A 19,856-nucleotide genomic window follows, 5' to 3' on the forward strand; every position below is an offset into this window, starting at 1 on the left:
TGACCCCGAACCCCTTGAGGGTTCCACCAATAGACACGTCAGTTCTCCTTGCCGGTCGGGACGGTTTCCCGCTCGACGATCACGCGCTTGGCCCGCGGGCTGGGCGGCACCTCGAGGTTCAACGGCGGCAGCGGGAAGCCCTTGTCGCCGCCCACGCGGCCGCCCGGGTCCACCGGCGACTGCTCGGCCAGCGGCGCGCGGCGCGCCCGCTGCAGCCCGACGAGGACCAGCACCAGCACGACCAGCGCGGCGATGCCGACGATCACCCCGGTGCGCGCGCCCGTGCTCAGCTCCTCGTGGGTCTGCAGCAGCCGGATGCCGGACAGGGCGAGGATCCAGACCAGGTTGGCCGGGATGAGCACCTTCCAGCCGAAGCGCATGAACTGGTCGTAGCGCAGCCGGGGCAGCGTGCCGCGGAGCCAGACGAAGACGAACAGCAGCAGCAGCACCTTGATGGTGAACCACAGCACCGGCCACCACCCGTGGTTTGCGCCGTCCCACAGCGAGATCGGCCACGGTGCGCGCCAGCCGCCGAGGAACAGCGTGGTGCACAGGCCCGAGACGGTGACCATGTTGACGTACTCGGCGAGGAAGAACAGCGCGAACTTCAGCGACGAGTACTCGGTGTGGAAGCCGCCGACGAGCTCGGACTCGGCCTCGGGCAGGTCGAACGGCGCGCGGTTGGTCTCGCCGACCGCCGAGGTGAAGTAGATCAGGAAGCTCGGGATCAGCAGGATGGCGTACCACGCGGGCAGGTCCCAGTGCATGCCGAAGACGTTCGCGGTGCCGTTGCCGGCCTGCGCCTCGACGATCTGCGAGGTCGACATCGTGCCCGACACCAGGAAGACCGAGACGATCGACAGGCCCATCGCGACCTCGTAGGAGATCATCTGGGCGCTCGAGCGCAGGCCACCGAGCAGCGGGTACGTCGACCCGGAGGCCCAGCCGCCCAGCACCACGCCGTAGATGCCCATCGAGGAGCAGGCGAGCACCAGCAGTACCGCCACGGGAATGTCGGTGAGCTGCAGCGGGGTGTGCGTGCCGAAGACCGACACCGAAGGGCCGAACGGGATCACCGAGAACGCGGTGAACGCGGTGACCGTGGAGACGACCGGCGCGAAGAAGAAGACCACCTTGTCCGCCAGGCGCGGCATGATGTCTTCCTTGAAGGCGAGCTTCAGGCCGTCGGCCAGCGACTGCAGCAGGCCGAAGGGGCCGTTGCGGTTGGGGCCGGGGCGGACCTGCATCCGGGCCACGACCCGGCGCTCGTACCAGATGGCAAAGAGCGTCATGACGACCAGGAACGCGAAGATCACGATGACCTTCGCGAGCACCAGCCACCAGGGGTCCTTGCCGAACTGGTCCAGGTTGCCGTAGGCGAGAGGCGTCATTTTGCGCTACCCCCAGTGGAGATCTCGACCAGCGCGCCCTCGGTGACGCCGAGCGTGCGGCGCAGGCTCGAGCCCGGTGAGTTCGTCGGGATCCATACCACCCCGTCGACCATGTCGGTGACGAGCGCCGGCAGGGTGATCCCACCCCGCTCGGTGCCGACCGTCACCGCGTCCCCGTCGACCACGCCCAGGTCGGCCGCGGTGCTCTTGGAGATCCGGACCACGGCCGGGCGGGCGGTGCCGGCCAGGTGGCCGTCCCCGTCCTGCAACGAGCCGCTGTCGATCAGGTGGTGCCAGGAGGCGAGGATCGCCTGGCCGCTGCCCGGCTTGGCGGGCGCGCCCGGCTCCACGTCCGGCGCGGTGCCGCGCACGATGCTCGGGTTGGCAGCGTCGGTGCCGGCCGGGACGGTGCCCGGCAGCTGCAGCTGGGCCAGCGCCGCCAGCTGGGCGCGGGCGCCGGCGACGTCACCGACGCCGAGCTGCACGCCGAGCTCGCGGGCCAGCGTGTCCAGCACGCGGCCGTCGCTCATCGCCTGCGTCTTCAGCACCGTGCCGAACGGGCGGACCCGGCCCTCCCAGTTGAGGTAGGAGCCGGACTTCTCCACCGCCGGTGCGATCGGGAAGACCACGTCAGCCCGCTTGGCCACCGCGGTCATCCGCAGCTCCAGGCTGACCAGGAAGCCGACCTTGTCCAGCGCCTCATCGGCGGCGATCGGGTCGGCCAGGTCGGACGGGTCGACGCCGCCGACGACCAGCGCGCCGAGCCGGCCCTCGCGGGCCGCGGCGACGATGCCGTCGGTGTCGCGGCCCGAGGCGCTGGGCAGCACGCCCGCGTCGAGGCCCCACGCGACCGCGACCTCGCTGCGCGCGGCCGGGTCGAAGACCTGGCGGCCGCCGGGCAGCAGGGTCGGCAGGACGCCGGCCTCGACCGCGCCGCGGTCGCCGGCCCGGCGCGGCACCCAGGCCAGCCGGGCGCCGGTGGCCTCGGCCAGGCGGGCCGCGGCGGACAGGCCGCCGGGCACGCTCGCCAGCCGCTCGCCGACGAACAGGATCGCGCCCTCGCCCGACAGGGCCTCGCGCAGCTGCTCGGACGAGCCGAGCACCTCAGCCTCGCCGCCGGGGGCGGTGAGCAGGACCGTCGTGCCGAGCTTCTCGAACGCGCGGCTCACGAACGGCGCCACCGCGAAGCTGGGCAGCGCCCGCTTCAGGTACGCCTTGCGGGCCCGCAGGAAGATGATCGGGCACTCCTCCTCGGGCTCCAGCCCGACGAAGACGACCGCGGGGGCGGTCTCGATGTCCGCGTAGGTGACCTCGGCCCGCCCGACGACGTGGGAGCCGAGGAACTCGGTCTCCTCCGCCGACAGCGGCCGGGCGCGGAAGTCGATGTCGTTGGTGCCGAGTGCGACGCGGGCGAACTTCGCGTAGGCGTAGGCGTCCTCGACGGTCAGCCGGCCGCCGGCCAGCACGCCGACGCCGCCGTTGTCCTTCGCCGCGGCGAGGCCCTCGGCCGCCACCGTCAGCGCCTCCGGCCAGCTGGCCGTGCGCAGCTCACCGGTCTTGCGGTCGCGCACCAGCGGGGTGGTGATGCGGTCGGTGGCGGTGACGTACTGGAAGGCGAAGCGGCCCTTGTCGCAGTTCCACTCCTCGTTGACCGCCGGGTCGTCGCCGGCGAGGCGGCGCGTGACCTTGCCCCGGCGGTGGTCGGCCCGCTGGTCGCAGCCCGCGGCGCAGTGCTCGCAGGTGTTCGGCGTGGAGACCAGGTCGAAGGGGCGGGCGCGGAAGCGGTACTGCGAGCTGGTCAGCGCGCCGACCGGGCAGATCTGGATCGTGTTGCCGGAGAAGTAGCTGTTGAACGGCGCGTCGTCCTCGGGCGAGTCGGGGTCACCGCGGAACACGCCGATCTGCTCGTTGGACGAGCGCTCCATCAGGTCGATGAACTTGTCGCCGGCGATCTCGTCGGAGAAGCGGGTGCAGCGCTGGCACAGCACGCACCGCTCGCGGTCGAGCAGCACCTGGGTGCTGATCGGCAGCGGCTTGGGGTACTCCCGCTTGTGCTCGACGAACCGGGACTCGGCCTGGCCGTTGCTCATCGCCTGGTTCTGCAGGGGGCACTCGCCGCCCTTGTCGCACACCGGGCAGTCGAGCGGGTGGTTGATCAGGAGGAACTCCATGATTCCCTCCTGGGCCTTCTTGGCCACTTCGGAGGTCACCTGGGTCCGCACGACCATGCCCTCGGCCACCGGCTGGGTGCACGAGGCGACCGGCTTGCGCTGGCCCTCGATGTCCACCAGGCACTGCCGGCAGGCGCCGGCCGGGGCCAGCAGCGGGTGGTCGCAGAAACGCGGGATCGAGGTGCCGATCTGCTCGGCGGCGCGGATGACGAGGGTGCCCTTGGGCACCTCCACCTCGACGCCGTCGATCGTGAGCTTCACCAGATCGGTCTTCTGCACGACATCGGTCATCAGTGCGCTCCTACCAGCTCACCGTGGAACATCGGCGCCTTGCGACCCTCGATGTAGTCCAGGTAGTCCTGCTTGAAGTACTTGATCGAGGACGTCACCGGGCTGGTCGCGCCGTCGCCGAGCGCGCAGAACGAGCGGCCCAGCAGGTTCTCGCAGGCGTCCAGCAGGGTGTCGAGGTCCTGGTGGGTGCCCTGGCCGGCCAGGATGCGGTGCAGGATGCGGACCATCCAGTAGTTGCCCTCGCGGCACGGGGTGCACTTGCCGCAGGACTCGTGGTGGTAGAACGCGATCCAGCGGTACGTCGCGTAGACGATGTCGTCCTGGTCGGAGAAGACCTGCACGGCCGTGGTGCCCAGCATCGTGCCGACGCCGGCCATGCCCTCGAAGTCCATCGGCGTGTCGAGGTGCTCGTCGGTGAGCATCGGCGTCGAGGAGCCGCCCGGCGTCCAGAACTTCAGCTTGTGGCCGGGCTTCATGCCGCCGGCCAGGTCGATGAGCTGCCGCAGCGTGACGCCGAGGCCGCACTCGAACTGCCCGGGCTGGTTCACCCGGCCGGAGATCGAGTAGATCTTCGGGCCCGGCGACTTCTCGGTGCCCATGCTGCGGAACCAGGCGGAGCCGCCGAGCACGATGTACGGGACGCTGGCGATCGTCTCGACGTTGTTGACGACCGTCGGCGAGGCGTAGAGGCCGTGGGTCGCCGGGAACGGCGGGCGCAGCCGGGGCTGGCCGCGGTAGCCCTCCAGCGAGTCCAGCAGCGCGGTCTCCTCGCCACAGATGTAGGCGCCGGCGCCGCTGTGCACGACCAGGTCCAGGTCGAAGCCGCTGCCGAGGATGTTCTTGCCGAGGTAGCCCTTGGCGTAGGCCTGCTCGACCGCCGCGCGCAGCCGCCGGGCCGCGTGCACCGCCTCGCCGCGGATGTAGATCGCGGCGAAGTTGGCGCGGATGGCGTACGACGCGATGATGACGCCCTCGACCAGCGCGTGCGGGTCGGCCATCATCAGCGGCAGGTCCTTGCAGGTGCCCGGCTCGCCCTCGTCGGCGTTGACCACCAGGTAGTGGGGCTTGCCGTCGTTCTGCGGGATGAAGCCCCACTTCATGCCGGTGGGGAAGCCGGCGCCGCCGCGGCCGCGCAGGCCCGAGTCCTTGACCAGCTGGATCAGGTCGTCCGGGTGGGCCTTGAACGCCTTGCGCAGGGCCGTGTAGCCGTCGAGCCGCTCGTACACGTCGATCTTCCACGCGTCCGGCGACAGCCAGCGCTTGGTGAGCACCGGCGTGAGCTTCGACAGCGACTCCTGCGAGGGCTGGTACGTCATGACTTCGCCTCGTCCTTCTTGGCGATGGGCGTCTGCGGGTCGAAGCCCGGCACCGCGATCCCGAAGCGCTCCGCGAGCCGGTTGCCGGCGAGCGTGGGTTCGCCGGCCGGGCCGTCGGCCATGACCTCGTCGCCCCGGTCGTCGGCGAAGCCCGCGAGCTGCACCGCCATCTCCTTGAGCGTGCACAGGCGGGTGCCGCGGCTGGGCTGCGGGCGCTCGCCGTTCTGCAGCTGCTTGACCAGCGTCAGCGCGGTGTCGTCGGTCACCTGGTCGAAGAACTCGTAGTTGACCGTCATGACCGGCGCGTAGTCGCAGGCCGCGAGGCACTCGGCGTGCTCGAGGGTGATCTTGCCGTCGGTCGTCGTCTCGTCGTGCCCGACACCGAGGTATTCGCTCAGGGCCTCGTAGGCCTTGTCGCCACCGAGCACGCCGCACATCGTGTTGGTGCAGACGCTCACCAGCCAGTCGCCGGTCGGCTTGCGCTTGTACATGGTGTAGAACGTCGCGACCGCGCCCACCTGGGCCTTGGTGATCCCCAGGATCTCGGCGCAGAAGGCGATGCCGTCCGGGGAGACGTAGCCCTCCTCCGACTGCACCAGGTGCAGCAGCGGCAGCAGCGCGGAACGCGAGCGGCCCTCGGGGTAGCGCGCGATGATCTGACGCGCGCGCTCGCGCGTGACCTCACTGAACACCATTAACGATCACACCCACCCATGACGGGGTCGAGCGAGGCGCCGCCGACGATGACGTCGGCGAGCAGGCCGCCCTCCGCCATCGCCGGGATCGCCTGCAGGTTGACGAAGCTGGGCTCCCGGTAGTGCACCCGGAAGGGGCGCGTGCCGCCGTCGGAGATCGCGTGCACGCCGAGCTCGCCGCGGGGCGCCTCGATCGGCACGTACACCTGGCCGGGCGGCACCCGGAAGCCCTCGGTCACCAGCTTGAAGTGGTGGATCAGGGCCTCCATCGACTGGCCCATGATTTTCGCGACGTACTCCAGCGAGTTGCCGAGGCCGTCGCCGCCCACGGCGAGCTGCGCGGGCCACGCGATCTTCTTGTCCGCGATCATGATCGGGCCGGGCTCCAGGCGGTCCATCGCCTGCTGGACGATCCGCAGCGATTGGCGCATCTCGTTGAGCCGGACCTGGTAGCGGCCCCACGCGTCGGCGGTCGACTCGGTCGGGACCTCGAAGTCGTAGGTCTCGTAGCCGCCGTACGGCTGCTGCTTGCGGATGTCCCAGCCGAGGCCCGCCGAGCGCAGCACCGGGCCGGTGATGCCCAGCGCCAGGCAGCCGGTCACGTCGAGCACCGCGACACCCTGGGTGCGCTCGCGCCAGATCGTGTTGCCGGAGAGCAGGTCCTCGTACATGTCGATGCGGTCCGGCATCCAGCCGAGCAGCTCGCGGATCTTGACCAGCGCCTCCTCGGTCACGTCCTGCGAGACGCCGCCCGGGCGCACGTAGGCCATGTTCATCCGCAGGCCGGTGATCATCTCGAAGATGTCGAGGATGTACTCGCGCTCGCGGAACCCGTAGATCATCATCGACAGGGCGCCGAGCTCCATGCCGGTCGTGGCGAGCCAGACCAGGTGGGAGGCGATCCGGTTGAGCTCCATCATGAGGATACGGATCGTCCTGGCGCGGTCGGTGATCTGGTCTTCGATGCCGAGGAGCTTCTCCACCGCCATGCAGTAGCCGGTCTCGTTGAAGATCGGCGCCAGGTAGTCCATGCGGGTCACGAAGGTGGTGCCCTGGGTCCAGTTGCGGAACTCCAGGTTCTTTTCGATGCCCGTGTGGAGGTACCCGATGACGGTCCTCGCCTCGGTGACCGTCTCGCCCTCGAGCTCGAGGACCAGGCGGAGCACGCCGTGCGTGGACGGGTGCTGCGGGCCCATGTTGACGACGATGCGCTCTTCGGAACCGGCCTCGTTGACGACCGTGTCCCAGTCCCCGCCGGTGACGGTGAAGACCTTGCCCTCGGTCGTCTCGCGTGCGGCGGCGTAGTCGGTGGTCACTGGTAACTCCTCCGCTGGTCCGGCGGCGGGATCTCCGCACCCTTGTACTCGACCGGCACGCCGCCGAGCGGGTAGTCCTTCCGCTGCGGGAAGCCCTCCCAGTCGTCCGGCATGAGGATCCGGGTCAGGTTCGGGTGGCCGTCGAAGACGATGCCGAACATGTCGTACGTCTCCCGCTCCTGCCAGTCCGCGGTCGGGTAGATCTGCGTGACGCTCGGCAGGTGCGGGTCCTCGGCGGTGACCGCGGACTCGAGGCGGACCCGGCGGCGGTACGTCAGGGACGTCAGGTGGTACACCGCGTGCAGCCGGCGGCCGTCGGAGCCGAGGTAGTCCACGCCCGACACCGAGGAGCACAGCTCGAAGCGCAGCGCCGGGTCGTCCCGCATCGCCTGGCAGACCTCGGCGATGCGCTCCGGCACGATGTGCAGCGTGAGCTCGCCCCGGTCGACCACGATGCGCTCGATGGCGTCGTTGAAGCCCGGGTAGGCCTCCTCGAGGGCGTCGACGACCTCGTCGAAGTCGCCGCCGAAGGGCCGCGGCGAGTCGAGCTCGACCGCGCGCCGGCGGCGCAGGCCGCCGAAGCCCGAGGTGTCGCCGGTGCCATGCACGCCGAACATGCCGCGCCCGGCCTCACCAGACGGCTGGGTCTGAGCGCCTACCGGCTCTAGTTCAGTCACTTGTTACCCCCCTTGGTTGCGGGGTTCGACAGGTTCGCCCGCTCTTCCATCCACTTCTGGATGCGCAGCTGCTCCTCGCGGCCCGCGGCGACGGCCTTGGTCCACTCGGCCCGCTTGGCCTTGTCGAAGCGGTAGCTCGACGGCATCGCGCCGGGCGCCACCACCGGCGCGCCTTCGCGCTCGACCCGCGCCTCGATCGCGCGGCGGCGCCGGTCACCGAGGGGCTCGGCCATGACCTTGTCGTGCAGGCGCAGGATCGCGTCGATGAGCATCTCCGGGCGCGGCGGGCAGCCCGGCAGGTACATGTCCACGGGGACGATGTGGTCCACGCCCTGGACGATCGCGTAGTTGTTGAACATGCCGCCGCTGGAGGCGCAGACGCCCATCGAGAGCACCCACTTGGGCTCCGGCATCTGGTCGTAGATCTGGCGGAGGACCGGGGCCATCTTCTGGCTCACCCGGCCGGCGACGATCATCAGGTCGGCCTGGCGGGGGCTCGCCCGGAAGACCTCCATGCCGAAGCGCGCCAGGTCGTAGCGGGCGGCGCCGGTGGCCATCATCTCGATGGCGCAGCAGGCCAGGCCGAAGGTCGCCGGCCAGAAACTCGCCTTGCGTGACCAGTTGACCAGCTTCTCGACGGTCGTCAGCAGGACGCCGCTCGGTACCTTTTCCTCGATGCCCATGGCTTCAGTCCCAATCCAGCCCGCCGCGGCGCCACACGTAGGCGAACGCGACGAACACGGTGACGATGAACAGCACCATCTCCACGAACCCGAAGAGGCCGAGCGCGTCGAAGTTCACGGCCCACGGGTACAGGAAGATGATCTCGATGTCGAAGACGATGAACAGCATCGCGGTCAGGTAGAACTTGACCGGGAAGCGACCGCCGCCGACGGGCTGCGGTGTGGGCTCGATGCCGCACTCGTAGGCGTCCAGCTTCGCCTTGTTGAACCGCCGCGGCCCGACGAACGGGGCGACCGCGACCGAGAACAGTGCGAATGCGGCGGCTAGGGCGAAGAGCCCGAGAATCGGTACATACGGCGCCAGCGACATCGTGCTGCTCCGTCCTTTCGGCGGCCCCGGGGCCGCTCAAGTGCGTAAGCGGTGCGGTTAAACACTATTCGGTGATACCTGGACGGCTTCGTCCGGGGCACCCCAAATGCGGCTTTGGCCAGCGCCTTTGGGGGCTAGGCGGCCGGTGCCAGCCGAGTCATGGCGTTGATCACGCGATCCATCGCGTCGCCCCCGCGCGGGTCCGTGAGGTTGGCGAGGAGCTTCAGCACGAACCGCATGAGGGTCGGGTGTGGCATGCCGTGCTTGGTGGCGATCCGCATGACCTGCGGATTGCCGATGAGCTTCACGAAGACGTTGCCGAGCCGGTAGTACCCGCCGTAGCGGGCCTTGAGCTCGGACGGGTAGTTGGCGAGCACGCGCTCGCGCGCGGTGCCCTGCGGGCGGGCCAGCGCCTGGATGGCGATCTCCGCCGCCAGCTCGCCGGACTCCATGGCGTAGGCGATCCCCTCGCCGTTGAAGGGGTTGACCATGCCACCGGTGTCACCGACGAGGAGCACGCCCCGCGAGTAGTGCGGCACGCGGTTGAACCCCATCGGCAGCGCCGCGCCCTGTGCCTTGCCGTCGGCGTTGGCCGGGTCGGACAGGCCCCAGTCGGCCGGGGTGTTGTCCAGCCAGTCGGCCAGCAGCGTCTTGTAGTTGGTCTTGCCGTAGGCGACGCTGCTGTTCAGCACGCCCAGGCCCACGTTGACCCGGCCGTCGCCGAGCCCGAAGATCCAGCCATATCCCGGCAGGAGCTTGTCGCCGGACTCCCGGCTGCGCAGCTCCAGCCACGACTCGAGGTAGTCGTCGTCGTGGCGCGTCTCGCTGCGGTAGTACTGCCGGACGGCGACGCCCATGGGCCGGTCGTCGCGCTTGGCGATGCCCAGCGCGAGCGCAAACCGCCCGGAGACCCCGTCGGCGGCGATGACCAGCGGCGCGCGGAACTCCAGCGGCTCCTGTTCAGCCGTCCTGCCCGGCCCGGTGGCGGTGACGCCCACGACGCGGCCGGTGCGGTCGAGGATCGGCCCGGTGACGTTCGTCCCGCTCCGCAGCACCGCACCCGCGTCGGTCGCGGCGGTGGCGAGCATGTGGTCGAAGTCCATCCGGGTGCGGGTCAGCCCGTAGTCCGGGAAGCTCGCGAGGTCGGGCCAGTCAAGCTCGAGGCGCACCCCGCCGCCGATGACGCGCAGACCGCGATTGCGCAGCCAGCCCTTCTCCTCGGTGGTGTCGATGCCCATCTTGATGAGCTGCTTCACCGCGCGGGGCGTGAGCCCGTCGCCGCAGACCTTCTCGCGCGGGAACTCGGTCTTCTCGAGCACCAGGACCCGCAGCCCGTGCCGGGCAAGGTGGAACGCCGCCGCTGACCCGCCCGGCCCGGCGCCGACCACGATGACGTCCGCATCTTTCCCGGTGTCGGTCACGGCCGTCACACCCCCTTGCCCGTTCAACTGCCACTCGTTTCGCGTTCGTGAAAGTCTTCACAAAGTCATCCGTGGAGCAGTCTAGAACCGTGAACAGCCCCGCTGCCGGTAAGGCGACCCTAATTTTTCACCCGTGCCGTCACCACCCGAACCGCCTCACCCGACGCGGCCGGCGTTGTCCACAGCCATAGCCTGCACGTCGACAGGCCGTCACCAGGCGGCAATCCTGGGTAACCGTGGACGTGGCCCTGCTCCGCCTGGCGGCGCCCAGGGGCCCCGTGATGACCGCGGACGTGTCCTTCCCCACTGGGCGCCTCGCGGTCGACCTATGAGCCGCGGCGCCCGTTCGACAGGGCATAAGTCCGATTCACGTGAAACAACGCCCGACTTCTCACAAAAACCGGGGCAAACCCGGCGCTAGACGCGGAAGCCGCGGTGCATGGCGACCACGCCGCCGGTCAGGTTGCGCCAGGCGACCTTGCGCCAGCCGTTCGCGCCGATCCGAGCGGCCAGACCCTCCTGGTCGGGCCAGGCGCGGATCGACTCGGCCAGGTACTCGTAGGCGGACGGGTTGCTCGACACCCGCTTCGCGACCTGGGGCAGCGCGCCGACGAGGTAGCCCTGGTAGACCGCGCGGAACGGGCGCCAGGTCGGGGTCGAGAACTCGCAGACCACGAGGCGGCCGCCGGGCTTGGTCACGCGGGCCATCTCGGCCAGCGCGGCGTCCGTGTCGGCGATGTTGCGCAGGGCGAAGGAGATGGTGACGGCGTCGAAGGTCTCGTCGTCGAACGGCAGGTGCAGGGCGTCGGCGGCCAGGAGCGGGACCTCGGGGCGCTTCTCGCGGCCGGCCTGCAGCATGCCGACGGAGATGTCGGCGCCGACCGCGTAGGCGCCGGAGCGGCCCAGCTCGAGGGTCGACACGCCGGTGCCGGCGCCCAGGTCGAGGACCTTCTCGCCGGGCTTGAGGCCCAGGGCGAGGCGCGTCTCGCGGCGCCACATGCGGTCGCGGCCGCCGGAGAGAACGGTGTTGGTCAGGTCGTAGCGGCGGGCCACGCCGTCGAACATGGCCGCGACCTCGTGCGGCTCCTTGGCCAGCGATGCGCGTGTCATGAGTTCACCGGTGTCAGCGGGAGCGAGCGGCCGGTGCCGCCGCCGGGGATGGCGATCGACGAGAAGTGCGACTGCACGCGCTCGTCGGTCGGGTCGTCGGCCTCGGTCCAGTGGACCTTGATGTGACGGTACTGCGTGTCGCGCTGCGCCGGGATGCGATCCGCGCCGCGGATGATCTCGACGAGCTCGGTCAGCCGGGAGCGGTGCTTGGCGCCGGCGGAGGAGATCACGTTCTCCTCGAGCATGATCGAGCCGAGGTCGTCGACGCCGAGGTGCAGCGAGACCTGGCCGACGTCCTTGCCGGTGGTCAGCCAGGACGACTGCAGGTGCGCGATGTTGTCGAAGAAGAGGCGTGCCACGGCGACCAGGCGCAGGTACTCCAGGCTCGTCGCCTGCGTGCGCCCCTTGAGGTGGTTGTTCTCCGGCTGGTAGGTCCACGGGATGAAGGAGCGGAACCCGCCGACGGTCCCGGCCAGGTCCGCGTCGGCGGAGTAGCCGTTGGCGACCGCGAGGTCCTGCACGTCCCGGATGAGCCGCAGGTGCTCGATGCGCTCGGCGTTGGTCTCGCCGGTGCCCATCATCATCGTCGCGGTCGACGACACGCCCTGGCGGTGCGCGGCCGCCATGACCTCCAGCCAGCGGGCGCCGGACTCCTTGAGCGGCGCGATCGCCGTGCGGGGGCGGTCCGGCAGCATCTCCGCGCCGGCGCCGGCGATGGAGGCGAGGCCGGCGGCCTTGATCCGGGTGATCGCCTCGTCGATCGAGACGCCGGAGACCTTGGCCATGTGCAGGACCTCGGACGGGCCGATCGAGTGGATGACCAGGTCGGGGAACTCGGTGTGCACCGCGGAGAACAGCGACTCGTAGTACTCCACGCCGTACTCCGGGTGGTGCCCGCCCTGCAGCATCACCTGCGTGGCGCCGAGGTCGACCGCCTCCGCGCAGCGGCGCAGGATCTCCTCGGTGCCGTGCGTCCAGCCCTCGGCGTGCTTCGGCGCCCGGTAGAACGCGCAGAACTTGCACGCCGTCACGCAGACGTTCGTGTAGTTGATGTTGCGGTCGATGATGTAGGTGACGATGTTGTCCGGGTAGCGGCGGCGCCGCACGGCGTCGGCGGCCTCGCCGAGCTCGTGGAACGGCGCGTCCGTGTACAGCAGCAGCGCCTCCTCCGCAGAGATGCGCCCGCCGTCGGCGCCACGCTGCAGGACTTCGCTGATCACCGGATTCGTCACACCCAGAGCGTACCCAGAGGCGGGTTGCCGTCGAGCGGGCGTGCCTAGGATCACGAGAGTGACTGACATGCGCTATCGGCGCCTCGGGCGCTCGGGCCTGACCGTCTCGGTGGTCGGCGTCGGCTGCAACAACTTCGGCGGGCGGATCGACGCGACCCGCGCCGCGGAGGTCGTCGGCGCCGCTCTCGACCACGGGATCACGCTGTTCGACACCGCGGACGTGTACGGCGCCACGGCCGGCGCGTCGGAGGAGGCGCTCGGCGCCGCCCTGGGCAAGCGGCGCGACGAGGTGATCATCGCGACCAAGTTCGGCATGGACACCCGCGGCGCCTACGGGCCGGACTGGGGCGCCCGCGGCGGGCGGCGCTACATCGTCCGGGCCGCCGAGGCCTCGCTGAGCCGGCTCGGCACCGACTACATCGACCTCTACCAGCTGCACCGGCCCGACCCGCAGACCCCGATCGAGGAGACTCTGGCCGCGCTGGACGACCTGGTGCGCTCGGGCAAGGTGCGCTACCTCGGCCACTCGAACTTCTCCGGCTGGCAGACCGCCGACGCGGCCTGGACGGCCGAGACCCGGCACCTGACCCCGTTCGTCAGCGCGCAGAACCGCTACTCGCTGCTGGAGCGGGGCGTGGAGACGGATCTGGTGCCAGCACTCGAGCGCTTCGGCCTCGGCATGCTGCCCTTCTTCCCGCTGGAGCTGGGCCTGCTGACCGGCAAGTACCGCCGCGGCGACGCACCGCCGGCGGGCTCCCGGCTGGCCCGCGAGGGCTTCGAGCGGGTGCTGGCCGACGCGCCCTGGGACCGCATCGAGCGCCTCGCCGCCTTCGCCGAGGAGCGCGACGTGGACCTGCTGACCGTGGCCATCGGCGGCCTCGCGGCGAAGCCGACCGTGGCCAGCGTCATCGCGGGCGCCACCTCGGCCGAGCAGGTCGCGGCCAACGTCGCGGCGGCGGGCTGGCAGCCCACCGCCGACGACATGGCAGCCCTAGCGGATATCTAGCCGGCCCACGACCTGGTTCGGGGTCTTCGGCTTGGAGCCGGCCTTCTCAACGCTGACCCCGAAGACGGGCGCCAGGCCCTGGATGTAGAAGCGCCCCGACCCCTTGGCGGTCTGGCCGACGTTGCGGTAGCTGGTGGTGTCGGGATCGATCATCCACACCTGGTAGTCCTTGTCGGCGCCCGGCGCCGTGAGGCCGTCGAGCACGGCCACCGCGGCGTTGCGCGCCGGCGAGACGACCATGTTGACGTGGCCGCCCTGCACCTCCTGCTTGACCAGGCGGGCGTCGGCCGCCGCCAGGACGGCGTCGATGTTCGCCTGTGCCGCGCGCTCGGCCGCGATCTGCTGCTCCGCGACGACCCAGGTCCCGACGCCCGCGCCGGCCGCGAGGACCGCCGCGGCGACGCCGGAGACGGCCCAGCGCAGCAGCCGCCCGCGGTTCGCGCGCCCGGCCGCGGCCGTGGTGCGTCGCTCTCGTTCCTGAGGTGTACCGCGAATCTGGGTCAGCACCGCCTCCCGCATGCGCGGCGGGGGCGCCTCGGCGACGGGCTGGGCCAGCCAGGCCGTCGTCTCGCGCATCTCGGCGACCTCGACGACGCACGACGGGCAGTCGCGCAGGTGCCGGTCGAAGGCGGCGCGCTCGATGTCGTCGACCGCGTCGAGCGCATAGGCGCCGGCCAGCGCGTGAATGTCCACGGTCCCGGTCATGACAACGTCACCCCCAGGCAGTCCCGCATGCGGATGAGGCCGTCGCGCATTCGCGTCTTGATCGTCGGCAGCGCCGTACCGAGGAGATCCGCGACCTCCCGATAACTGTTGCCACCGTAGTAGGCGAGCGTGATCGCCTCCCGCTGCAGCTCGGTGAGCCCGTCGAGACACCGGCGCACCTGCTGCTGCTCGATGCGCGCGGTCGCGGTCTCCACGACGTCGTCGTAGGGCGTCTCGGCGCTGACCGCGGCGACCCGGCGGACCCGCTCGACCCCGGCCTGCTCGGCGCGGACCCGGTCGACGGCCCGGCGGTGCGCGATCGTGAAGACCCAGGCGGTGGCGGAGCCGCGGGTGGCGTCGAAGCGCCCGGCGTTGCGCCAGACCTCGACCATCACCTCCTGCGCGACCTCCTCGGACTGGGCCGGGTCGCGCAGCACGCGGCGGATGAGCCCGTACACGCGCGCCGACACCAGGTCGTAGAGCTCGGCGAAGGCCCGCTCGTCGCCGCGGGCCACCCGGGTCAGCAGCTCGTTGGCGTCGGGCGGGCGCTGCTGCGGCGGCGGTACCGCAACGAGCCGCTGCGTCGGCAGCTCCTGTTCGGGTCTCATGTCGCTCATTCGGAGCCGCCCGGGCGCCGGATGGGTGCGTTGCTGGGACTACCCCAAGTCATGCGTCGAAGTCGACCACGACCCGATCCGTGATCGGCATCGACTGACAGGTCAGGACATATCCGGCTTCGAGCTCATCGGGCTCGAGTGCGAAGTTGCGCGCCATCTCGACCCGCCCGTCGACGACCTTGGCCCGGCAGGTCGAGCAGACGCCGCCCTTGCACGCGTACGGCAGCTCGGGGCGGGCCCGCAGCGCCGCGTCGAGGATCCGCTCGTCGTGGGCCATCGTGAAGGAGGACTCCCGCCCGTCGAGCACGATGCTCACCTCGGCGCCCGCCTCCGCGACCTCCGGCGCCGCCGACCGGGCCACCGGGGGTGTGTCATCGACGTGGAAGAGCTCCGTGTGTACCGCGGAGTCCTCGACGTCTCGCACGCTGAGCGCCACCTTCGCGTCCAGCACCATGCCGTGCGGCCCGCACAGGAACCACTCGTCGACCGTGCCGGCCGGCAGCAGCGCGTCGAGGACCGCGCCGATGCGCGCCTCGTCCAGCCGGCCGGACAGCAGCGGCGACTCCTGCGCCTCGCGGGACAACACGTGCATCACGTGCAGCCGCTGCGGGTAGCGGTCCTTGAGGTCGGCCAGCTCCTCGGCGAACATCACGGTGCCGGCGGCGCGGTTGCCGTACACCAGCGTCACCCGGCTCCCGGGCTCCGTCTGCAGCGCGGTGGCGGCCAGCGACAGCACGGGCGTGATGCCCGACCCGGCCACGATCGCCGCGTAGTGCCGCGCCCGGCCCGGCTCGAACGCGGTGGTGAAGTGCCCGAGCGGCGGCAGCACGTCGATCTCGTCGCCGGGCGCGAGCTCGGCCAGCGCATAGGTGGAGAACGCACCGCCGGCGACCCGCTTGATGCCGACCCGCAGCACCCCTTCGTCGCGCAGCAGCGCGGGCGTCGAGCAGATGGAGTACGACCGCCGGATCTCCTCGGAGCCCGTATGCCGCCGCACGGTCAGGTGCTGCCCCGCCCGGAAGGCGAAGAGCTCGCGCAGGTCGGAGGGCACGTCGAACGTGACGGCGACGGCGTCGTCGGTCAGCCGCTCGACGTCCAGCACCGCGAGGCGGTGAAACATCGGCCGGCGCTTCACGGGTCGGCGGATCTCGGAGACGGTCATATCCACCTCACCCGCTCAGCAGGCTGCGGGCATTCCCGCCAGCGCCACAGGGCCCTGCAGGTCATATCGCCTTCACCCGCTCGAACGGTTCCCGGCAGGCCCGGCAGCGCCACAGTGCTTTACAGGCGGTGGCGCCGAACCGGGACAGCTCCTCGGTCTCGAGCGACCCGCAGCGCGGGCAGCGCACCGACAGGGTCAGGCGCACCGACGTGCCGGCGGCCGGCTCGGGCGGTGCGACGCCGGCCGCGGCCAGCTTGGCCCGGCCGGACTCGGTGATCCAGTCGGTCGTCCAGGCCTCGGCCAGGTCGGTGCCGACCTCCACGTCGTCGTACCCGCCGGCGGCCAGCGCCGCGGCGATGTCGGCGCGGATGGCGTCCATGGCCGGGCAGCCGGAGTACGTCGGGGTGATCGTGACCGAGACGTGCCCGTCGTGCTCGGCGACGCCGCGCAGGATGCCCAGCTCCTCGATGGTGACCAGCGGCAGCTCCGGGTCACGCACCGCGGCCACCAGCTCGCGCGCGCTCACCAGGTCGCCCCGGGGTGTGCGCGGTGCAGGACCTGCATCTCGGCGAGCAGCTTGGACAGAGCCTCCGTGTGTACCCCCTGCCGCCCGCCGGAGGGCGCCCAGCCGTCGGCCGGCCTGGTCAGCGTCGCCTCGGACAGCACCTCGTCGACCTCGGCCAGCCAGGCCTCGCGCAGCCCGGCGGCGTCGCCCTCGAACAGTTCGTGCGTGTAGGGCCACAGGGCGTCGACGGCCGCCTGCATGCGGCGGTGGGACTCCTCGGTGCCGTCGCCGAGGCGCACGGCCCACAGCGCGGCGTGCTCGGCGTGGTAGGCCGACTCCTTGCGCGCCTTCGCGGCGATGCCGGCCAGGCGCGGGTCGTCGCCGGCGCGCAGCTGGTCGTACAACATCCGCTGGAAGATCGCGAGGAACAGCAGCTTGCCGATCGTCACCGCGAAGTCGCCGTTGTCGAGCTCGACCAGCAGGACGTTGCGGAACTCGCGGTCCTCGCGCAGGAAGGCCAGGTCGTCCTCGTCGCGCCCGCGCCCCTCCAGCTCCCCGGCGTAGGTCAGCAGCAGCCGCGCGGCGCCGAGCTGGTCCAGCGCGATGTTGGCCAGCGCGATGTCCTCCTCCATCTCGGGCGCACTGGAGCACCACTCGCCGAGGCGCTGCGCCGCGACGAGCGCATCGTCACCCAGCTCCAGGACCCGCTCCACGCTGCTCATATGTGCTCCGCACCTTCCGGGACGTCGTAGAACGTCGGGTGGCGGTACACCTTGTCGGCCGCCGGCGCGAAGAACGCGTCCTTCTCGTCGGGGCTGCTCGCGGTGATGGCGGCGGCCGGCACGACCCAGATCGACACGCCCTCCTGGCGGCGGGTGTACACGTCGCGGGCGTTGCGCAGCGCCATCTCGGCGTCGGGTGCGTGCAGGGAGCCGACGTGCGCGTGCGACAGCCCCCGGCGGGGGCGCACGAACACCTCCCAGAGCGGCTCAGACACGGGCGGCCTTCTTCTCGGCGTGCTTGCGGGCGGCCTTCTTCTCGGCATGTTTTTGGGCGGCTTCTCGCACCCAGGCGCCGTCCTCGTAGGCGCGGCGGCGGTGCGCCATGCGCTGGCGGTTGCAGGGGCCCTCGCCCTTGATCACGCGCATGAGCTCGTCGTAGTCCGGCTGGGTGTAGTCGTGCGCGCCGCGCTCGTCGTTCCAGCGCAGGCCGGGGTCGGGCAGCTCCAGGCCGAGCACGCCGGCCTGCTGCACGCACATGTCGACGAAGCGCTGGCGCAGCTCGTCGTTGGTGAACCGCTTGATCTTCCAGGCCATCGAGCGCTCGGAGTGCGTGGAGTCGCCGTCGGGCGGGCCGAACATCGCCAGCGACGGATACCACCAGCGGTTCACCGCATCCTGCGCCATCTCCCGCTGCGCCGGGGTGCCGTGCGACAGGGTGTGGAGGATCTCGTACCCCTGCCGCTGGTGGAACGACTCCTCCTTGCAGATGCGGATCATGGCGCGCGCATACGGCCCGTAGGAGCAGCGGCACAGCGGCACCTGGTTGACGATCGCCGCGCCGTCGACGAGCCAGCCGATGGCGCCGATGTCCGCCCAGGTCAGGGTCGGGTAGTTGAAGATCGAGCTGTACTTCTGGCGGCCCTCGATCAGCATCTCGACCAGCTCTTCGCGGGAGATGCCGAGCGTCTCGGCCGCGGCGTAGAGATACAGCCCGTGCCCGGCCTCGTCCTGCACCTTCGCCAGCAGGATCGCCTTGCGCTTGAGCGTGGGCGCGCGCGAGATCCAGTTGCCCTCGGGCTGCATCCCGATGATCTCCGAGTGCGCGTGCTGCGCGATCTGCCGGATCAGGGTCTTGCGATAGGCCTCGGGCATCCAGTCTCGCGGCTCGATCTTCTGATCGGCCGCCACGATCGCGTCGAAGTATTCCTGCAGCTCACCGCCCGGCTCCACGGTCCTTTCAGAGGCCGCGTGGAGGTCCCGCTCGGCGCTGTCGACCTGCTCGAGGAGCGGGGCGAAGTCGTTGCCGTACACGTCCCAAGTGTTACAGCCACCGGCACTTCGTGCAACAAGGTGTCATACGGCATCGAGCGATTTACCAGGGACTTTTGAGCACGTCCGGGCTGCGGCTCAGACGGTTGGACGAGAGACTGATCGGGCAAACGTCACTCGCGTCGGGTGAGGCAGGGATCGCTTACGACGTGTTAACGCCGGCAACACCTGCTCATGACCGGCGGCCGGTGGGATGGAGGCCGACCGCCAGGGAGGGATCACCGACCCAATGCGTAAGCGCGTCGGATTCACCGTCTTCATACTGCTCGTCGCCACCCTGCTGGTCGGCGTGTCGTTCGTGTGGGGCGGCGACCTGCTGGACAGCTACTCCGGCGCCGCCGCACCGGCGCCGTCGATCGCCGAAAGCCCCGCCGCGAGCGAGCTTCCGACCCGCAAGGCCGCGCCGGCCGCGCCGACGGCACCGACCCTCCCGCCCGCGCTGCTGCACCCGGCCCCCGTGACGGTCAACGCGACCGGCTTCTGGTCCTGGACGGTGCTCGACCGCCGCACCGGCACGATGGCCGGCTCGGCCAACGCGAGCACCACGCAGCGCACCGCCTCGATGATCAAGGCCTGGCTGGCGTCGGACTACCTGCGCCGCAACCCCAACCCGAGCAAGTCGAACCTCTCGCAGCTCACCACGATGATCCGCAACAGCGACAACGCCGCCGCCTCGTACTTCTGGGGCCTCGACGGCAAGTCGGCGAGCATCTCCCGCCTGGTCCAGCTCTGCGGGTTGACCGACTCGAAGGCGTACATCGACTGGGCCAGCACCCTGGTCTCCGCCCGCGACGCCGCGCGCATGGGCGCCTGCATCGCCGACGGCCGGGCGGCCGGATCGAAGTGGACCGACTGGGTCCTGAACGAGATGCGCAACGTCGAGAAGGACCAGAAGTTCGGCATCACCCCGGCCCTGCCCGCCGCGGAGCAGGCCGGCACGGCGGTGAAGAACGGCTGGATCGCCCGCAGCGACGGCAAGTGGCACGTGAACTGCCTGGCGATCGGCACGGACTGGGTCCTGAGCGTCCTGACCGTCTATCCCACGTCGAAGGGCGAGGAATACGGCCACGACATCTGCTCGAGCGTCACGAAGCAGCTCCAGGCTTGACGGCCCGACCGCGCGGCGGCCGCGGCAGC

Annotated in this window: 19 protein-coding genes and 1 pseudogene; 2 read left to right on the plus strand and 18 right to left on the minus strand. The window is 70.8% G+C overall.

Annotated elements, in window-relative coordinates; genetic code table 11:
• Window positions 1-38: 38 nt before the first annotated feature.
• From nuoH to mqnC, 11 genes and pseudogenes are all read right to left on the minus strand, one after another.
• The gene (gene nuoH, locus ABD901_RS01435; protein WP_345120308.1) at window positions 39-1,391 is read right to left on the minus strand and encodes an NADH-quinone oxidoreductase subunit NuoH; all 1,353 of its coding nucleotides are present in this window, start codon (window positions 1,389-1,391) and stop codon (window positions 39-41) included.
• The gene (locus ABD901_RS01440) at window positions 1,388-3,853 is read right to left on the minus strand and encodes an NADH-quinone oxidoreductase subunit G (protein ID WP_345120310.1); all 2,466 of its coding nucleotides are present in this window, start codon (window positions 3,851-3,853) and stop codon (window positions 1,388-1,390) included. Before ABD901_RS01440 ends, nuoH begins: the two co-directional genes overlap by 4 nt.
• Entirely contained in the window at window positions 3,853-5,169 is a 1,317-nt protein-coding gene (gene nuoF, locus ABD901_RS01445; protein ID WP_345120313.1) for an NADH-quinone oxidoreductase subunit NuoF, read from the minus strand. Before nuoF ends, ABD901_RS01440 begins: the two co-directional genes overlap by 1 nt.
• A gap of 5 nt (window positions 5,170-5,174) precedes the next feature.
• Window positions 5,175-5,864, minus strand: a pseudogene (nuoE, locus tag ABD901_RS01450) (NADH-quinone oxidoreductase subunit NuoE); the annotation flags it as partial.
• On the minus strand, window positions 5,864-7,180 hold the full coding sequence (locus ABD901_RS01455) for an NADH-quinone oxidoreductase subunit D (protein WP_345120316.1): 1,317 nt from the start codon (window positions 7,178-7,180) through the stop codon (window positions 5,864-5,866). The gene ABD901_RS01455 and the pseudogene nuoE, both read right to left, overlap by 1 nt.
• On the minus strand, window positions 7,177-7,797 hold the full coding sequence (locus ABD901_RS01460) for an NADH-quinone oxidoreductase subunit C (RefSeq protein ID WP_345121101.1): 621 nt from the start codon (window positions 7,795-7,797) through the stop codon (window positions 7,177-7,179). The genes ABD901_RS01455 and ABD901_RS01460 overlap by 4 nt, the downstream gene beginning before the upstream one ends.
• 56 nt (window positions 7,798-7,853) lie before the next feature.
• The gene (locus ABD901_RS01465; protein WP_345120319.1) at window positions 7,854-8,540 is read right to left on the minus strand and encodes a NuoB/complex I 20 kDa subunit family protein; all 687 of its coding nucleotides are present in this window, start codon (window positions 8,538-8,540) and stop codon (window positions 7,854-7,856) included.
• A gap of 4 nt (window positions 8,541-8,544) precedes the next feature.
• Entirely contained in the window at window positions 8,545-8,910 is a 366-nt protein-coding gene (locus ABD901_RS01470) for an NADH-quinone oxidoreductase subunit A (protein WP_345120321.1), read from the minus strand.
• Between the two features lie 134 nt (window positions 8,911-9,044).
• Window positions 9,045-10,331: a geranylgeranyl reductase family protein gene (locus tag ABD901_RS01475; protein ID WP_345120323.1), complete on the minus strand. Its 1,287-nt coding sequence runs from the start codon at window positions 10,329-10,331 to the stop codon at window positions 9,045-9,047.
• A gap of 417 nt (window positions 10,332-10,748) precedes the next feature.
• Window positions 10,749-11,441 carry a demethylmenaquinone methyltransferase gene (locus tag ABD901_RS01480; RefSeq protein ID WP_345120325.1) on the minus strand — a complete coding sequence of 231 codons (693 nt, stop codon included), beginning with the start codon at window positions 11,439-11,441 and terminating at the stop codon, window positions 10,749-10,751.
• Window positions 11,438-12,673 carry a cyclic dehypoxanthinyl futalosine synthase gene (gene mqnC / locus ABD901_RS01485; RefSeq protein WP_345120327.1) on the minus strand — a complete coding sequence of 412 codons (1,236 nt, stop codon included), beginning with the start codon at window positions 12,671-12,673 and terminating at the stop codon, window positions 11,438-11,440. The genes ABD901_RS01480 and mqnC overlap by 4 nt, the downstream gene beginning before the upstream one ends.
• 67 nt (window positions 12,674-12,740) lie before the next feature.
• Here mqnC and ABD901_RS01490 point away from each other — a divergent pair, with 67 nt between their 5' ends.
• Window positions 12,741-13,679, plus strand: a complete 939-nt coding sequence (locus ABD901_RS01490) for an aldo/keto reductase (RefSeq protein WP_345121103.1) — start codon at window positions 12,741-12,743, stop codon at window positions 13,677-13,679.
• Here ABD901_RS01490 and ABD901_RS01495 read toward each other — a convergent pair.
• The 7 genes from ABD901_RS01495 to paaA all read right to left on the minus strand — a co-directional run bounded on the left by ABD901_RS01495 (window position 13,665) and on the right by paaA (window position 18,701).
• Window positions 13,665-14,384, minus strand: a complete 720-nt coding sequence (locus tag ABD901_RS01495; protein WP_345120329.1) for an anti-sigma factor — start codon at window positions 14,382-14,384, stop codon at window positions 13,665-13,667. The two genes, ABD901_RS01490 and ABD901_RS01495, sit on opposite strands and share 15 nt — an antisense overlap.
• The gene (gene sigK, locus ABD901_RS01500) at window positions 14,381-14,992 is read right to left on the minus strand and encodes an ECF RNA polymerase sigma factor SigK (RefSeq protein WP_345120331.1); all 612 of its coding nucleotides are present in this window, start codon (window positions 14,990-14,992) and stop codon (window positions 14,381-14,383) included. Before sigK ends, ABD901_RS01495 begins: the two co-directional genes overlap by 4 nt.
• Before the next feature lie 58 nt (window positions 14,993-15,050).
• Window positions 15,051-16,163 carry a 1,2-phenylacetyl-CoA epoxidase subunit PaaE gene (paaE, locus tag ABD901_RS01505; RefSeq protein WP_345120333.1) on the minus strand — a complete coding sequence of 371 codons (1,113 nt, stop codon included), beginning with the start codon at window positions 16,161-16,163 and terminating at the stop codon, window positions 15,051-15,053.
• A 61-nt stretch (window positions 16,164-16,224) separates the two neighbouring features.
• Entirely contained in the window at window positions 16,225-16,692 is a 468-nt protein-coding gene (gene paaD / locus ABD901_RS01510) for a 1,2-phenylacetyl-CoA epoxidase subunit PaaD (RefSeq protein ID WP_345121105.1), read from the minus strand.
• Window positions 16,686-17,390: a 1,2-phenylacetyl-CoA epoxidase subunit PaaC gene (paaC, locus tag ABD901_RS01515; protein ID WP_345120335.1), complete on the minus strand. Its 705-nt coding sequence runs from the start codon at window positions 17,388-17,390 to the stop codon at window positions 16,686-16,688. The genes paaD and paaC overlap by 7 nt, the downstream gene beginning before the upstream one ends.
• Window positions 17,387-17,713, minus strand: a complete 327-nt coding sequence (gene paaB / locus ABD901_RS01520; protein ID WP_380137361.1) for a 1,2-phenylacetyl-CoA epoxidase subunit PaaB — start codon at window positions 17,711-17,713, stop codon at window positions 17,387-17,389. Before paaB ends, paaC begins: the two co-directional genes overlap by 4 nt.
• Window positions 17,658-18,701 carry a 1,2-phenylacetyl-CoA epoxidase subunit PaaA gene (gene paaA / locus ABD901_RS01525; RefSeq protein ID WP_345120339.1) on the minus strand — a complete coding sequence of 348 codons (1,044 nt, stop codon included), beginning with the start codon at window positions 18,699-18,701 and terminating at the stop codon, window positions 17,658-17,660. Before paaA ends, paaB begins: the two co-directional genes overlap by 56 nt.
• Before the next feature lie 247 nt (window positions 18,702-18,948).
• Here paaA and ABD901_RS01530 point away from each other — a divergent pair, with 247 nt between their 5' ends.
• Entirely contained in the window at window positions 18,949-19,827 is an 879-nt protein-coding gene (locus tag ABD901_RS01530) for a hypothetical protein (RefSeq protein WP_345120341.1), read from the plus strand.
• Window positions 19,828-19,856 lie beyond the last annotated feature (29 nt).

Source organism: Dactylosporangium darangshiense (assembly GCF_039537565.1).
In the GTDB taxonomy this organism is placed as follows: domain Bacteria; phylum Actinomycetota; class Actinomycetes; order Mycobacteriales; family Micromonosporaceae; genus Dactylosporangium; species Dactylosporangium darangshiense.